General features: G+C 42.8%; 11 protein-coding genes. 4 read left to right on the top strand and 7 right to left on the bottom strand.

Annotation, left to right across the window (positions count from 1 at the left end; all coding sequences use genetic code 11):
* Nucleotides 1–2 precede the first annotated feature (2 nt).
* The gene (imuA, locus tag N482_RS00125; RefSeq protein WP_063375163.1) at nt 3–704 is read right to left on the bottom strand and encodes a translesion DNA synthesis-associated protein ImuA; all 702 of its coding nucleotides are present in this window, start codon (nt 702–704) and stop codon (nt 3–5) included.
* A 147-nt stretch (nt 705–851) separates the two neighbouring features.
* Here imuA and N482_RS25075 point away from each other — a divergent pair, with 147 nt between their 5' ends.
* Entirely contained in the window at nt 852–1,040 is a 189-nt protein-coding gene (locus tag N482_RS25075) for a hypothetical protein (protein ID WP_063375162.1), read from the top strand.
* Between the two features lie 420 nt (nt 1,041–1,460).
* Here N482_RS25075 and N482_RS00115 read toward each other — a convergent pair whose 3' ends face one another.
* Nucleotides 1,461–3,767, bottom strand: a complete 2,307-nt coding sequence (locus N482_RS00115) for a methyl-accepting chemotaxis protein (protein WP_063375161.1) — start codon at nt 3,765–3,767, stop codon at nt 1,461–1,463.
* Between the two features lie 402 nt (nt 3,768–4,169).
* Here N482_RS00115 and N482_RS00110 point away from each other — a divergent pair, with 402 nt between their 5' ends.
* The 3 genes from N482_RS00110 (at nt 4,170) to N482_RS00105 (ending at nt 7,481) form a co-directional block, all read left to right on the top strand.
* Entirely contained in the window at nt 4,170–4,505 is a 336-nt protein-coding gene (locus tag N482_RS00110; RefSeq protein WP_063375160.1) for a hypothetical protein, read from the top strand.
* A 449-nt stretch (nt 4,506–4,954) separates the two neighbouring features.
* Nucleotides 4,955–5,143, top strand: a complete 189-nt coding sequence (locus N482_RS24620; protein WP_155730423.1) for a hypothetical protein — start codon at nt 4,955–4,957, stop codon at nt 5,141–5,143.
* Between the two features lie 622 nt (nt 5,144–5,765).
* Complete coding sequence (locus tag N482_RS00105) at nt 5,766–7,481, top strand: alkaline phosphatase D family protein (RefSeq protein WP_231100752.1); 1,716 nt, start codon at nt 5,766–5,768, stop codon at nt 7,479–7,481.
* A 46-nt stretch (nt 7,482–7,527) separates the two neighbouring features.
* On the opposite strand, the gene N482_RS00100 is transcribed toward N482_RS00105, so the two are convergent.
* The 5 genes from N482_RS00100 to N482_RS00080 all read right to left on the bottom strand — a co-directional run bounded on the left by N482_RS00100 (nt 7,528) and on the right by N482_RS00080 (nt 15,629).
* Nucleotides 7,528–8,757, bottom strand: coding sequence for an MDR family MFS transporter (locus N482_RS00100; RefSeq protein WP_063375158.1), 1,230 nt, complete (start codon nt 8,755–8,757; stop codon nt 7,528–7,530).
* A gap of 114 nt (nt 8,758–8,871) precedes the next feature.
* On the bottom strand, nt 8,872–11,307 hold the full coding sequence (gene hrpB / locus N482_RS00095) for an ATP-dependent helicase HrpB (protein WP_063375219.1): 2,436 nt from the start codon (nt 11,305–11,307) through the stop codon (nt 8,872–8,874).
* A 71-nt stretch (nt 11,308–11,378) separates the two neighbouring features.
* Nucleotides 11,379–13,241 (bottom strand): GGDEF domain-containing protein, encoded by a 1,863-nt coding sequence (locus tag N482_RS00090; protein ID WP_063375157.1) that lies wholly within the window; start codon nt 13,239–13,241, stop codon nt 11,379–11,381.
* Nucleotides 13,238–14,131 carry a hypothetical protein gene (locus N482_RS00085; protein ID WP_063375156.1) on the bottom strand — a complete coding sequence of 298 codons (894 nt, stop codon included), beginning with the start codon at nt 14,129–14,131 and terminating at the stop codon, nt 13,238–13,240. Before N482_RS00085 ends, N482_RS00090 begins: the two co-directional genes overlap by 4 nt.
* A gap of 289 nt (nt 14,132–14,420) precedes the next feature.
* On the bottom strand, nt 14,421–15,629 hold the full coding sequence (locus N482_RS00080; RefSeq protein ID WP_063375155.1) for an ABC transporter permease: 1,209 nt from the start codon (nt 15,627–15,629) through the stop codon (nt 14,421–14,423).
* Between the last annotated feature and the right edge of the window lie 8 nt (nt 15,630–15,637).

Genomic DNA, 15,637 nt, shown 5'->3' with positions numbered 1-15,637 from the left:
ACTCACCTATTTGCCTGCTGTAAGGCACGCTCAAATGTTACGATATCAGCACCTCGAGAAGGTTTAAGCTGTGCTGTCAGCTCAGGCCAATTTGAAGACATATCGAGTACAAAATCAGGCTTAGCCCATCCACCTCGGCGCTTTGTCACTTGCACCTTAAGGCCCAACGCGTGAGGTAATAACTTTAAACTTAAAGAGACTGGTAATGATGCCAACTGCGTAATGCAACTGCGCATTAAACAAATAAGTCCTTGCCCTGTTTGCGCTGCAAGCTGTAGACGTTTAACTTGGTGTACTTCTAAGTCCCCATGCCACAGTAAAACACTGCTACAGGCTCCACTTTTTAAGCACTGCTCAGCCGCCCAAAGTGCCTCTTGTGGCGAATTGGGCCGAATCACTAAAAACTGCCCAGTGTCCACCCCTTGGTGAAAAAGTGCATGGGCGTTAATCAGTGCAGGAGGGTGTATTACCGCACACATACGTGTCTGTTTACGTAAGTAAGGCAATAGTAATCTCAACTCCCCAATACCTATTTGACTTTGAATGTCCACAACGCCCTGACTTGGCAACCCACCATGCAGAAGCTTATCAAGGTCATCAAACCCTGTGCTGACGGTCTCATATACCTGACGAGAGGCAGGAGCATTTTCAGTCCCCTGCCAAACAAGGTTCTGATGTTGTAAAAAATCAATTAAATTGGCCATAACACACACTTTACTGTATACACATACAGTATCATAGATCGAAATCAAAAGTGCAAGTGAGATCTATAAGGCATATCGCAAAGTAGTTGTAACTGGCTACAATAAATTCAAGAGCAGTAAAAGCTTAGGCTAAATAGGGGGCAAAAAATGTGTGGCAGATTGAATATTACCGATGACCCTTTTGTGATCCAAATACTGCTAGACTTAGGTATAGAAAACCCACAAGAACGTATGCATTTTGGCCGCTTTAAACGCGCTACCGACACCATAAGTATCATCCACCAGCACAACGGTCAGCGCAGTGCCACTTGGTGGCTGTTGCTAACACAAACGTAATCTGAGTTTAAGCCTTCTAAATACACCTCATTTAACAGTCGATATAATAAGTTACATGTGAAAAGTAGCGCCGCTTATCAACCTTTTAGATATGGCCGCTGTATTATTGTCGCCAAAGGGTTTAGCGAGACACAGTACCAAAATGGAAGCCTTTAAGTTATCATGTCTTTATCGCAAAAAATGGGGCGTTATGCTTGGCCGGATGGTACAAATATTGGAGTCACCCAGACACTGGAAAACAGCAACTTTCTTGCTCAATTATCACACTGCCACTCCCCCTAAGTTGCGCCCTTTTCACAACAAGGCAAGCCCGTGATGCTCCGACAACACGCAAACTTATTGGCTCAATGATACATGACTAACTCTGCGAGGCCATTTCACAAACATTGAATTCGCCACAAGTAAACTCAAGTCGAAAGTTCACACTCGATAGTGTGTTAAAATACAGTTTAGCTTCACCGCAAGTTGCTCTAACTGTACCGCCCGCTCATCAATTTCACGCCCTCGAGTCAAGTTGTCGCTGGCCTCTTGGCTGATAGCAGAAATAGACTGACTTATCTGCTGAACCGCATCTGACTGCTGCTTAGAAGCCGCTGCGACTTGTGTGTTCATCGCCGCTATTTGCGCTATGGCAGAAGTAACATCCCCCAATGACGCTTTCGCTTGTTCCGAAGTTTCTGCATTATTCACGCTTTGAGATTGGCTCTGCTGCACGCGCCCTTGAGCCTTTTCGACACCTGATTGTAACCGCTTAATCATATCTTCAATTTCACCTGTTGCTTGCTGAGTACGAATTGCCAGCCCCCGTACTTCATCAGCAACAACGGTAAACCCCCGCCCTGCATCACCCGCTCGCGCAGCCTCAATTGCAGCATTTAGTGCTAATAAGTTGGTTTGCTCCGCAACAGATTGGATCACATCTAATACACTGCCGATTTTAGCACTTTGAGAGGACAAGATATCCATCATCTCACCCACTGAAGCCATCTCTATTGCCAGTTGCTGAGATATCAATGCACATTGCGCAACCAAATCATTGGTATTATCTGTGAGGCTATTAACTTGTTGTGTTTGTTCGGAAGTTTTAAGCGCACTATTAGCCACCTCTTGCACTGCTTGTTGCATCTGTAAGCCAGCTGTCGCCGATTGTTCGCAGTCTAACGACTGCTGGTTAACCGCATTGATCAACGCACCCATTCGTTCAGACAATACAATAGACATCTCTTTCAACGTGTGAGCACTGCTCAACATATCACTGAAATTTCCTTGCAGGCGTCCAACTAAACGATTGACAGATTCACTCAGTTCACAGATCTCAGCATCACCTTCAGTCGGTGCTCGCAAGCGAAAATCATTGTTATCAGCAATATCTCGAATGGCATTACTAGCCGCTAATATAGGCTGTGTAACTCTCGTTGCGATAAAAATACCGATTAGAGTTGCCACCACACCCGCAATCAAAACAAATACCAATGCTGACTTAAAAATGGAGATTTGCAGCGATGAAATCATTGCGAACGCCTCTGCATAATCAACCTCACTAACAATGGCCCAATTCAAGCCTTCGATATTGAGTGGTGCATATGCTGATGCCACGGCAACGGAACGATAATCATCAAATATCGCAACACCCGATTCTCCATTAAGTGCGGCACGAGTACCTGGGGAGTCCACCTCCAATATACCTACAGTCGTATCTTGTTGCTCTATTTTAGCAATGATGTCTTGCGCTACATTATGCGCTTCCAGTACGGTCAAAAACTGAGACTTATCTTCAACAAAAAAGCGACTGTTAGTCAGTAATTTTTTTGCTTGGTTTACCACATATATTTCGCCGGTGTCGCCTAACCCTTGTGCTTTCCATTGACCCGAGAAGGTCAGCATATTATTAATTTCATCCACAGGTAATTGAAAAACTAGTACGCCTAAAAGTACACCATCATCTATAATCGCGGCACTAATAAATCCTGCGGCGGCATTGTATGAGGGTAAATAAGGTGCGAAGTCGATAAAGTTGCCTTGTCTTGTGGTTTGCCCACTGGCAACCTGAAATGCCCGTGCTAGACCTGAATCACTAAACGGCCCTGTGGTAAGGGACGTCGCAAAATCGACCTCTTTGAATACCGAGTACACTACATCCCCCTCAGGGCTGACAAGAAATATGTCGTAAAAGCCAAATTGAGACTGAAAATCACGTAATGCCTGATGATATTTACGATGCACGGCATCATAATCATTATTATTAGGCCCTGTTAACAGCTGGTCTTTACTGCCAAGGGGGTGTGGGTTTTCTGCAATATACTGTGTTTGCAACGATTGGGCTTGTTCAGAAAGTTGAGTAAATAAGCGCGTAGCCTCCCTTTCTCGAAGCGGGCTTTTATCTACCAAAACGGCCCTAAATTGATTCAAATAGTAACTTTCTAACGCTTGAAGGGTACTTTCGCCCATTGGTTCAATATCATTGAATGCCGCTTTAAAAGCCTTCGCTGCATCTATCACCATGGTCGAATGCGCCAATGTAGTTGCCTGTGATTGCATAGTTGCAAAATAACGTTCTACTTGGTTTTGCATAGCGTTTCTTCTAGATATTAGGTTGTTTTCAACCTCTTTAGAAACTGCGGCTTTACCTTCTTGATAAGCAATAAAGCCAATTGCGAAGCACGCTATTAATAACGGTACGACAGCAAGCAATACAGAAACAATACTCAAACGTGTTTTTAATCGCACCTTAATTCCCCACTACCTGTTTATTATTCACAGCTGATCAAATGACCGAAGCCGCCTAGTCATATCCTAAAAGCTTCTCGATGCACTTTTATGACTTTTAATTATTTACCCATAAGAGAACAAAAAACAACCATAAAAACCCATGCAAAACTATTAATTAATTAAATTAATAAAAATAAAGCTGAATATATTATTCAACCAACCGACAAACTGAGGTGAAACCACAACTAAATAAGCAAAGGAAATATAAAAATTAATTCTTTGGAATTAATCTTATCGAGTATTTTTGCCACGCAAGGACAAGCTCAAATTCTCGAAAAACTAGATTTTGAGCGGTCAACTGAACATGTGGAGATAAATTACGATGATATCACGGCTATTTAGCAAACGAATGTACACCCTATGTCGGGAAGCTATAGCTTAAAAGTTAGCGCCCAAAGTCACTTTGAGATAATGCGTGTTTTTGAAATCAACCAAACCCTAACCAGTCCAACACAGTTTAGAGTAAGCTTTGATGTCCAACTATCAGAAATCCAAAACTCAAAATACCAAGGAAATACGACCCTTTATACATATTTAATCGTCGAATTCGACGACGGTAGTCAGGTGCAAGTATATACTTCGAAAGCTGATAATATTAGCCAAGAGCCTGGTAGTATTCATTTGACGTCGCTACAACATTACCTAACGACAAACATATTAAACATGTCACAGCATACTGGAATATGCATTTGTTAGATGAGATGCCAGTCCTTTTCGACAACATCGAAGCGCAACTCACTGATAATACAATATTGAACATAACAACACTGTCATTCAACATTTCTTAATAGATGACACCACCACAACGACTATCGAATAATTGTGAAGACGTTTTAATGGTAATATCGCGCTCACAACGCAGAAGTTCGCTCCGATGGCGCTTTCTATCAGATTTTTAATGACTATGAGTCTGGCAATATTGACTTCACAACGCGACACCCAAAGGAAGTCTCAATAAGCCTTGAAGAAAATAACCAGCTCAACAACGCAAAAAGCCTGAAACTCGCACTTTTCTATGGCGACAGGCAAGCTACTCTTACTTTTTTCTCTGGAGTGAAACGCGCTTTAGCACACAAATACATACCCAATTAGACGTTAATATTACTGAGGCAACTTATGGGCAACCTGTGCAAGTGTGTACTGACATGTATTATAGAACGGGAAAAAAAGATTCATTTTGTGAAGCACGCACATTCGGTAAGAGTAGCTACCAAGTCAATGAGGTGTATCCACTTGATCCGACTCAGTCGCTGCATCGCTTCCTTATTCGCGCACGCTCGTTTAGTAGTTCACCAACCACTGCCAATATCGACAATTTCTCTTTGAAGTGCTGACAACCGGCTTTTACTTAAACCGTGATGATAATATGACTCGATAAAATTCGAGTATGAAACCACATGCAGAAAAGCGGAGCTATCAAGCCCCGCTTTTTTCTTGCAAATTTCAAATGTGTAGCAAGTGATACACATTACTGTGTAACACAATACCACGACTATCAAAACGAATATCGCCTTTTTAAGAGATACAATAAGTCACCAATATGAACTTAAGCCTTACCGCCATTATTTAAATAGCTTTAACAATAGACCATATCAAGCTCTGCCAACATCACTTTGGTTAGATAGCCTGTAAATGTATGCGGAAAATACTTTTACGCACCCAAAATAGCCAATTTAAAGTACAAATTCAAGCAAACAAGATGTAATTCCAAAAAAATATGTATATATAAATATAATCATAAAAACGAATTTTATCAAAAGGTTAAGAACTCACCCAATCCAAAAACAGTGGCTTTTAAAAGACACTAGACATATATATGCCATCATTTTAACAACGGAGTTTCATTTTTGGGGAATACACTCCTCGCGTTCAATTCGGAAGAACACAAACAGTAAATTTAGGCTGTTCATTTGCTCACTAGGAGGGAGAAAAGACAATAAACTCACAGGAATAATGATGACATATACTACAGTTGCGCTCACAACATTCGCCATACTCAGCATAATACCCATTGCACACGCTGCTCCCGAAGTACATTACGACCAATGCCAACCGGTATTTAACTATCAGACAGCCAGCTACCAAGGTACCACCGACAAAAATAATAGTGGCAATCAATGGTGTTATTTGAAACAAGCAATTGATGGCAGTTCATGGGGTAATGCACGTACGGAGACCATTCCCGCGTTTACAACCATTACAGGTAAGCGGTGTAACACCCCTTCTCGATATCAAGGTGAAACTTTTTACGGTTGTTCAACGGCAAATCATACTGCACCTTGGTGCTACGTTGACGAGCTAGGAAACTGGGAAGATTGCGCACCGATTGAGGGGGAGCCTCTACCGAAGCATACTCACCCACAAGCGAGTAAACGTTTAGACCGTATTGCACTTGGCTCCTGCTTTAAAACGAAAGGCGATATGCCACAAGCACTTGCCAAGCTCATTTCTCATCAACCCGACCTGTTTTTATGGCTTGGTGATAATATCTATGCTGATACCACAGACATGGCGACAATGCGCCAAAAATATGATGACAAGAAACGTAATATTGATTATCAAAAGTTTCTCGCCGCGAATATTCCTGTTATGGCAACTTGGGATGACCATGATTACGGTGCCAATAATGATGGTAAACACTACCCCCAGCGCGTCAACAGCCAAAAAGAGTATTTGCGCCACTTTGATGCCCCAGCGGATGACCCAAGGCTCAACGATCAAGCGGGTATTTATGAAGCCAAGTTACTAGGGCCAACCAATGAGCGCACTCATGTTATTACACTGGATGCCCGTTATTTTCGCTCACCGACATTTAACAATTACGGTACGTGCGAAGGTGATAAAACTACAATTTTAGGCGCAGAACAATGGCAGTGGCTTGAACAACAACTGAATACCCCTTCTGAAATTAAGCTCATCGCCAGCGGTATTCAAGTACTTCCACCACTTAACCAAGGTCGTAGCAAAAGTAAGTACTGTGCATATGGAGATGGTAAGCAGTTCGAACAAGCAATCGCTGATATGGCAGAGTCTGATATGTCAGGCACGAGTTATGAGTCATGGGCAGAAGTGCCTTTGGAGCGAGCTAAGTTGCTGCGTTTAGTACAAAAGTCAATTAACAGTGGTAAAACCAAAGCAGTCATTTTCTTATCGGGTGATCAGCATTGGGGGGAATTACTGAAAAAAGAAATCCCAGCAAGTACACAATATGGTAAGGCCGTTACCGTATACGAAGTTACGGCATCTGGGTTTGGTCAAAATTGGCCGTACCATATAGAAAACCCTCTGCGACTGCCCGTCTATGCCGATGCCAAAGGTGATGGTCAGTACAATCAACCATGTAAATTCCCTTTCACTTATGGCCTAACCACCTACCGCGGCTGCACAACGAAAGACAATGATAGACCTTGGTGCTATACCAAAGTTGACGACAGTGGAAAAGGCATCAGCGGAGAGTGGGGAAACTGTGCGCCTAGCGGCGCTACAACACCTGGTGGACAAGTAGGAACCGTTAGCAGCAATATTGCGAATTTAACCACCAGCGATAGGTATCTAATCAATAAATCGGGGAGTAACTATGGCATGGTTGATATCGATTGGGGGAAACACACGATTAAACTCTCTATTCAAACAACCGAGGAAGAAGCTGTATCTACTGTCGTTAAATTTTAACTGACATCGAGAGACGTAGCGCCTTAAACAAGGCGCTAGTTTATGTCTACCCCTCATACACTTCTGCGTTTTCTTCTGATTTTTCAGATATTATGTACAGCCAGTTTGCTATAAAACAGGCTACTGTCATTGTGATAAATAACCAAGTACCACTTGCTAAGTCGAGGATCACACCACCAACTAAAGGCGCGAAGGCAAAGCCTAGCGAGCAAAGCCCCGCAGCGCCAAAGTAACTTGCTTTCAAATGTTGAGGTGCCATTCTGTCTATATGAATGTTTATGTTTGAAAACAGTATCGCTTCGCTCAAGCTCAGTACTGCGATACATACAATCCACGCCCAAAAACTATCAACATCTGCTAGCACCATCATTAATTGCGACACAGCTAACACCCCGCCACCAACTAGTAATCGAGATTGAATAGACCAGTCCTTCATCATGTGTAAAAGCGGGAATTGAAACAACACAATAATCAGGGAATTGGTTACAATCAGGCTAGAAATCAATAGTGCCAGCTGCGGGACTTCAGCCCTTGTAAGGTATTGAACTAGGCTGGAATCACCTTGACCAAAAACGAGATAAACCAAGAAAGTTGCAACCAATACCCATAAAAACCTTTTATCATCACGTAATAATGTCAGCCACTCCCTAAAACGAGGGACATTTGTCGGCTGGTTCGATGCTTTGCAAACTCGCGCTTGGTGCTGATTTAATAGCAATGCGCAAAACAAAGCCAAATAAGCAACTGCGGTATAAATAAAACTAAATTGCTCACCATTGAGGCCTGCCCATAGACCAAATAGAGGTCCCAAAGCTGCGCCTACATTGACTAAGAAATACAATAGATGAAGCGCTAATTCTCTATCTGAATCTTGAGCTAGCTCATCACTTAACAGAGCTTTACTTGGCGCATCCCACAATGTTCTTGGCATACATGCAAAAAATACAGCCAAGCAAAATGTCCAAAGTTCCTCCACTAAAGCAAGTGCAGTAAATGCTAACACCCCCACTATTACCGCAGCATAAAGTATCTTAAAGCGGCCAAATCGGTCTGCTAAATGCCCTGTATAAAACCCGAGTAAAACAGCAAATGTGGCGCTGCCAGTAAGTAAGACCCCCACCTCAGTCGCGCTCAAAGAAAATTTGGTATACAGAATCACAGCAAGAAATGGCCAGACCATATAGTAACTTGCTCGAACAAAAAAATTGCCTATTAGCATGGTCCAAACCAATGGTGTGAAGCGAGTGATCTGTGTTGAGAATTGCGTTAGTTCCATCTTAAAATCCTGTTTTTATTATCTTTGCGCCTACAATGAAACCTCAACTTAACCTGAGGTAAAGTACTTTTTGCGCTGTTCTAATCAAATCAAACTACGCCCTGCTTTGTCTTATTACATACGGCTTTTTACTTTATTAGTCGCCAGTGCTGTTGCAGGGTCATCTGGCCAAAAATGTTTCGGGTAACGCCCTTTCATTTCTTTTTGCACTTCTCGGTAGCTCGTTTGCCAAAAATGCGCTAAATCTTGGGTCAATTGCAAGGGCCTGTGCGCTGGAGACAAAAGCTCCATCAAGATTGGTAAGCGACCTTCACATAACACTGGACTTTGGCTCATTCCATACACTTCTTGCATCTTCACCGCCAATCGAGCTGGGCCACCCAATTGATAGTGAATGCGTAAATTTGAGCCACTCGGCACTGCGATTCGCTCAGGTAATAATTCGTTTAGGCGCTGTTGCTTTTGCCAATCTACTCGGGCGACCAGTGCTGCTTTGAGATCTAACTTCTTAAGTTGATTAAACTGTTTGATATCATTTAGGTATGGCGCTAGCCAAGTATCGACACTCGCCAGCAAGTCCGCTTCATTGCAAAGTTCAAACTCTTCAGGATAAAGTCGTTCAGCAAGCTGTAAGCGCACTAACAAAGGCGCACACTCTTGAAATTGATTAAACAGACTCAAGCCTTGTCGCTGAACTATATTAAGCCATGCAGCCGTTCGAGCCGTTTGGTCGAGCGGCATACTACTGGGCTTTGCAGAGATAACACACTGACCTAAATACACTCTATCTTGATGGATAAACTGTGCCGATTTTTGGTCAAACTCGCACACTGTTCTTGCCGTGAATAAATGAGGCAATATGTCTTCTAGTTCATTGGGGGCAAAAGCGGTAGCGCTAAATATCGACTGTCCTTTGTGACCGCCCAATTGTGCAATCGCCAAAAACGGTGCGTCTAACCAATACTCACTGTGTGCTTGTACGCCAGCACCATTCGCTAACACAAAGCCATTGCCTCTTCGCTTGGCTAATCGGTCTGGGTACGCTAACGCAACCACAATGGCAATATGCTCCGTAGCCAGCTCAGTAGCATCGCATTCAATTTGTGCACGCTTGCACCAATATTGCAATTGCTTTGTAAACTGTAGAGGGGCTTTCTGTTGCAATTGCTGCAACGACAAACTTAACTCTGGCGCACATTTCACTTTGCTGTCTTGCAAAGCCATAAAGTAGCAAGCTAAACGGGTGATACCAGGCAGACGCTCTTCTAATTGCTGAACTTTGAGCAACATATGCGCATACCTTGGTTCACCGCCAAGAGACTGCATCTTTGAACCTAGCCCCTGTAACTTTCCCTGCTCATCTAGTGCTTCTAATTCAATGAGTAACAGCTCTGCTTGACTTATTTGCGCTTCACTAGGTCTATCTAGTAAAGGCAATTCTGCAACGCTTGTTCCCCACACCTTAGCTTCCAAAATGAGCCCGCTTATATCCGAGCTTAATATATCCGGCTTATCGTGCGCGTCCCGCCTCTCAAACATCGCTTTACTACCGAGCCGATACACAACCCCGGGTTCAATTCGACCAGCCCGTCCCGCACGCTGTATCGCTGACGCCCGAGAAATAGACAGTGTGGTTAGTTCAGTCACCCCTGTACGTAAATTAAATACACCTGCACGTCGTTTGCCAGAATCTATCACTACTCGGATCCCTTCTATTGTCAGTGATGTTTCTGCCACGTTTGTTGTTAGGACTACTTTTCTTTGTCCAGACTGAGCAGGTGCAATCGCAGCCTGCTGGCTTGCTTTACTCTGGTCGCCATACAATGTAGTCAGTTGTAACTGTGGGTTCTGTTCTAGCTCCTTCAACAATGCGTTGGCAACAAAACGGATTTCTTTTTGACCCGGTAAAAACACCAAAATACTGCCACTTTGCTCGCTCAATGCTTGGCGCACCATTGGCGCGATTTGCAGCAACCATTGGCCTTCATCTTTGAGCGTGATGTAGCGCTCCTCAATAGGGAAACTACGACCTTCGGACTGAACTACTGGGCAGGCTAAGAATGACTGATAACGTTCGCTATCCAAAGTAGCTGACATTACCAAGATTTTTAAATCTTCACGCAATGCAGCTTGAGACTCTAGAGCAAATGCCAATGCGGTATCTGCCGCCAATGAGCGCTCGTGAAATTCATCAAAAATTAAAAGGTCAATATCAGACAGTTCAGGATCTTGCTGGATCATGCGCGTAAGCATCCCTTCAGTGACAATCTCTAGTCGCGTGCGCGTTGAGACTTTCACTTCTTGGCGTATTCTCAAGCCAACCTGTTCTCCCACAGACTCATTCAATTGAGAAGCCAAAAACTGGGCAATATTTCTCGCAGCCAGCCGTCTAGGTTCAAGCATAACAATGCGCTTGAAGTGTCCATCTTTCATCAATTGTAAAGGTAGCCAAGTCGATTTACCCGCCCCCGGTGGTGCTTGCAGGAGTACAGTTTGTTGGGAGGAAAGTTGTTCAACTAGTTGCGAGTAAACTTCTTCAATAGGTAGCACAGTGACATGATTCAAGTTGCGTAGACATAGTAATATTCTAACACTATTGAACTGAATGACAGTAACTTACTTTACGAGTGGTAACTGGTAGTGGCAAGTAAATGACCGCTGTTGATAAGGTTTTTGTAATCGCTAATAAGTTGTTCAGCAGGCGCATTAAACGGAGGACTCAATCCACGCAACCCAACCCACGCATTTCTACTTTCTTCTTTGGCCATGTAAAGGCCATTATCCGCCAATTCGAGTACCTGTTCCCAAGTCAGTGATTTTCCACCTTGATTACCAAGCGGGTATGGTGCAAAACCAATGGAACAAGTTGCTTGTATCGCTTGTTCATTAACAACAAACGGGAAACACTCAACCTGCCGCCTCACTCGCTCCACAGCTTCAGCAGCCTCACTATGGGTCATATTTGGCATCACGATTAAAAACTCTTCTCCCCCCCAGCGGATCACCATATCACTTTCTCTAGTGCACTGTTTTAAAATGTCCGCCACTGACTGAAGCACCGTATCACCGGCAGCGTGGCCGTAAGTATCATTAACTTTTTTAAAATGATCTATATCTAACAAGCAAAAAATCATTTCATGCTTTTCACCTGTACTAGTTTGCGTAGTCGCATTCGTATTTACTTGTGCATCAATAATACTAAAAAAGTAATGTCGGTTATTAAGGCCTGTCAAACTATCGGTAAAGCTGAGTGCTTGCAAACGTTTATTTCGTTCTGCGAGCTCTGCTGTTCGCTCTGCCACCTGCCGCTTTAATACCGTTAAATAACGCTTATTTTGCCATCTCCAATAGCCAAATCCAAACGCCAAAACTACAAGTAACATGCCCAGCACACCCCGCTGTTGGGCCAAATGTGCATTATCAATTTTTTGTTGATGTTGAATTAATTGCTGTGCCTGAAGGGCATTGTCTTTCTCTAACACGCTTAGTTGCTGCTTTTGTGCGGCTAACGTGTATTGCGCTTCTAATTGCAAGAGCTTGTTATTTCTTTTTTGTAGATTTAATGCCTGCTCCGTCATTGCAAAGCGCTTCAAATACAAATGTGCTTGCTCAAAATCCCCAAGTTGCGCATATGCACCTGCCAATATTTTTTGCAGCATTGACTGTTCAGTCAAAAATCGCGTACCGAAGGTTTCACCTAGCGCTTTATTGGCTTGCTTTATTGCATCTGTAAACTGACCTGCTTGTAAATGTGCCATGGCACTCATCAATTTATAACGCACTCTCAGACGTAAGTTCTCTTTCAAAGCTGCTTGTTCCTGCGACACCAACTTTAGTAGAGCGCTTGCATCGAGATGCTCCCCAATACTTAAGTAGGCCCAAGCTCGAGTTAGCGCCAACTGACTCGAAAGCTCTTGCTGTGCTTTTGATTCCACACTCTCTAAAATCATCAAAGCTTGGCGATAACTGCCACGCATAATATGTAAAGTGCCTTGCCAAAGGGCATGCTCTGCTAGCAAAGCGCTAACGTGTTCATTAGAAACATTTTTTGTAATTAAGGAATAGGCACGTTCCAATAATTGCTGTGCAAAACGAAAACGCTCCAAACTCATTTCAAGCTGGGCAAGCGCTAAATAAATCCCAGCCTCCAACTCTGGTAAATTCATACCAGTAACAATATCAAGCGCATCATTGTGCAAAACCAGACTGTTTTTATAGTCACCGTAATGCTGCCGCATTAGTCCTTCAAGTAATAAAGACTTCGCATGTAAACGCTTTTCTCCGAGCTGTCTTGACTGCTCTCTTAAAACACGTATTTGCGATAATAAATTAAGATCATAATCTTCTTTTAGCTGTGAAGTTAATTGGCCCAGCATTTTATTAAGATCTTCTTTTTGAGAAGAGCTACTGCTGCTACTCAAATTAGCCCACACCTCAAAGCTCAACAACCATATAAATGGCAAAGCACACCAATGTAGCTTCATTGCACCACCTCTGTCGTTGCCATCATATCTTCATTGATAAATTGCCAATCGCTCACCAAGTGATTAATAAACCCAGATTGCATCAAAGCTCTACGCAGTATCCCTTTCTTTTTGAGTATTTTAAGACCACGATTAAGCGCAGCAAAGATCTGCTCACCCTGCGGGTGGCGTTTACTTACAATAAAATGACGTGAGTCAGGGAGCATCATTTTGAGATTTTGAATAGGTACATACTCTCTACCTTCAAAATTAAGCAGCAAATCTTCACTCACACTAAAGTTCACTAGCATGGCATCGACAATATCTGTTTCAACCATATTAAGCATGGTTTCCCACGGGCCGATAAAGCTAACAATATTAATTGGGGTATTATTCAGTGCTCGCCAATCCACACGCCATCTGGGGTTTGCAACCACAGTAAGCTGCTCAAGCTGCTCTTTGGGTAGGTTTTGCAGTGCAATGTTGCGCTTTGTAACATACAACCCTGCTTCATAATCCCCAAACTCAACGACCGCATCACTCACATAAAGTGAACCTCGGTAATTGAGAATATCTTCATGCCATACAGAGCGCGCTAAAATAAGGCTATCGCCTGAGATCATGTCAGAAAACTCCATTATATTAACAGAGGGCTTAGGGTTGAAGACCACTTCTCTTGTTTCTCCCCCTAAGAATAGAGCTTGCTGCAACAAGACCATTTCAATTATTTCAATATGGGAGCCTTTGGTAGTTGGCTGAAAGTCTTGCACATCTATAGGGGAACGGCCGTTAAGAAACTCGTTGTAACGCTGACCGAAGTTTTCACTGCTCATAATATCAACAACAAGTTGATTGTATGCGAAAGCAGGGCTAATGCAAGATACTAGCAAAACCAAAACCAACCACTTCATGACAGCTCCCAAATCACACCTTCACCACTCATATCGAAGTATACTAAAAAAACAGTGCAAATGTTAACCAAAAAATAACAGCAAAGTAAGCTTTTATAACTAATATTTTGGCTATGAAATTATTTATCCCTGAGAAAAAATCATGACTATTTGCAACATACTGATAGTTATTACAAATTTTACACGCGAAAAATGAGACTTAAAGAAATGTTGAAAATAACGGTACAAAAATTAAGTGAAGTAGACACCACAACAACGCATTGTAGTGTCTAGTTATAAGTAAGATGAATTAAGCAGAACGGGTTGCAGAAGCCGGAGAAATGTTAGCAGCACCCAGCGCAGGTGGGATAACGGCAAATTGACCAGCAACTAATACAGCAACTGCCCCAAACAAAAAGTACTCACTAGGAACAGACAATAGTTCAAAAAAGTCCATAAGCTTTACATTGAGTAGCATTGCAAAAATAGCCCCAAATAGAATACCAATTGAGGTAATCACAATATTCTCTAACATATAATAACGTACTATTTGCCATTTCGTTGCACCCAATGCTCTTCGAGTACCGATCTGTCGTTTGCGCCTTAGAATTGCGAAACGCGCCTGCCCAAAAGTGCCAAGCATAGTAATAACGACTAAACCAATTGTCACAGCGAACAAAATAATCAGCGATGAAGTCATCGGTTTATATCCTTTGTTTCTGGTGTGAGTAAAGTCGTGAAACTTGTCTATGATCCTTCCCGGATGACGCATTAATACCGTATGTACTTCGTCCATTGCTTGTTTAAGTTGACCTTCACGAGCCTTCACCATAAACTTACTTTCCTTGGTCAATGTATACGCTGGGAAAATTATACTCCGCTCATTTCTCATCCAGTTAGGCCAAGTTGCAATAAGCTCGTTAACCACACCAATGATTTGATATGGCCGACCATGGATGTAGATAGTTTTACCCACCGTTTGTGTCCAATCCTCGGGGGATATTTTTTCAGCTATCGCTTTAGTGACCATCAGCGTACTAGATTGCACGGTATAATCAGCGCTAGAAAGCACCATTTCAGCCTGATCAAATTGTCGACCCAAAATGACCTCTAGACCTAAGGTTTCCACAAAGTCTGCTGTCATGCTATAAATACCAGCATAGGTGATATAACTCTCATCACTTTCGGTCTTATTAAGCGCCAAACCTAACCCCCAGTTAGTTAATGGAATTGAATTAGTTGCCATTACATTCTCCACGCTACTCAGCTCTATAATGTCGGCAAAGTCTTGTTCAAGTCTTGCTTTATAGCGCTCAGGTTCAACCGGCAAGTTAGCTGTAAACGTGAATAAGTTTGCTTCGTCTAATCCGCTGGGCTTATGAATTTCGTGCCATTTATTCACGGCCATATGGCTCACATTAATTAATATAGTGAATGCGACAGCAATTTGAATCACTAGCAGAATGGGGCTGGTTTTATTTTTCCATAAGGTCTTTAAAATAGGCTTAAAATCCTTCATGTCGCGCT

The sequence above is a fragment of the Pseudoalteromonas luteoviolacea NCIMB 1942 genome (assembly GCF_001625595.1).
GTDB lineage: Bacteria > Pseudomonadota > Gammaproteobacteria > Enterobacterales > Alteromonadaceae > Pseudoalteromonas > Pseudoalteromonas luteoviolacea_A.
The sequence above is the reverse complement of the archived record's forward strand: the minus strand, read 5'-3'. Positions and strand labels throughout refer to the sequence as shown.

What these genes read in the sequence shown, in the direction of transcription:
- N482_RS00085 (WP_063375156.1), bottom strand. Translation starts at nt 14,131, where the DNA reads ATGAAGTGGTTGGTTTTGGTTTTGCTAGTATCTTGCATTAGCCCTGCT.
- N482_RS00105 (WP_231100752.1), top strand. Translation starts at nt 5,766, where the DNA reads ATGACATATACTACAGTTGCGCTCACAACATTCGCCATACTCAGCATA.
- N482_RS24620 (WP_155730423.1), top strand. Translation starts at nt 4,955, where the DNA reads ATGTATTATAGAACGGGAAAAAAAGATTCATTTTGTGAAGCACGCACA.
- N482_RS00110 (WP_063375160.1), top strand. Translation starts at nt 4,170, where the DNA reads ATGTCGGGAAGCTATAGCTTAAAAGTTAGCGCCCAAAGTCACTTTGAG.
- imuA (WP_063375163.1), bottom strand. Translation starts at nt 704, where the DNA reads ATGGCCAATTTAATTGATTTTTTACAACATCAGAACCTTGTTTGGCAG.
- N482_RS25075 (WP_063375162.1), top strand. Translation starts at nt 852, where the DNA reads ATGTGTGGCAGATTGAATATTACCGATGACCCTTTTGTGATCCAAATA.
- N482_RS00080 (WP_063375155.1), bottom strand. Translation starts at nt 15,629, where the DNA reads ATGAAGGATTTTAAGCCTATTTTAAAGACCTTATGGAAAAATAAAACC.
- N482_RS00090 (WP_063375157.1), bottom strand. Translation starts at nt 13,241, where the DNA reads ATGAAGCTACATTGGTGTGCTTTGCCATTTATATGGTTGTTGAGCTTT.
- N482_RS00100 (WP_063375158.1), bottom strand. Translation starts at nt 8,757, where the DNA reads ATGGAACTAACGCAATTCTCAACACAGATCACTCGCTTCACACCATTG.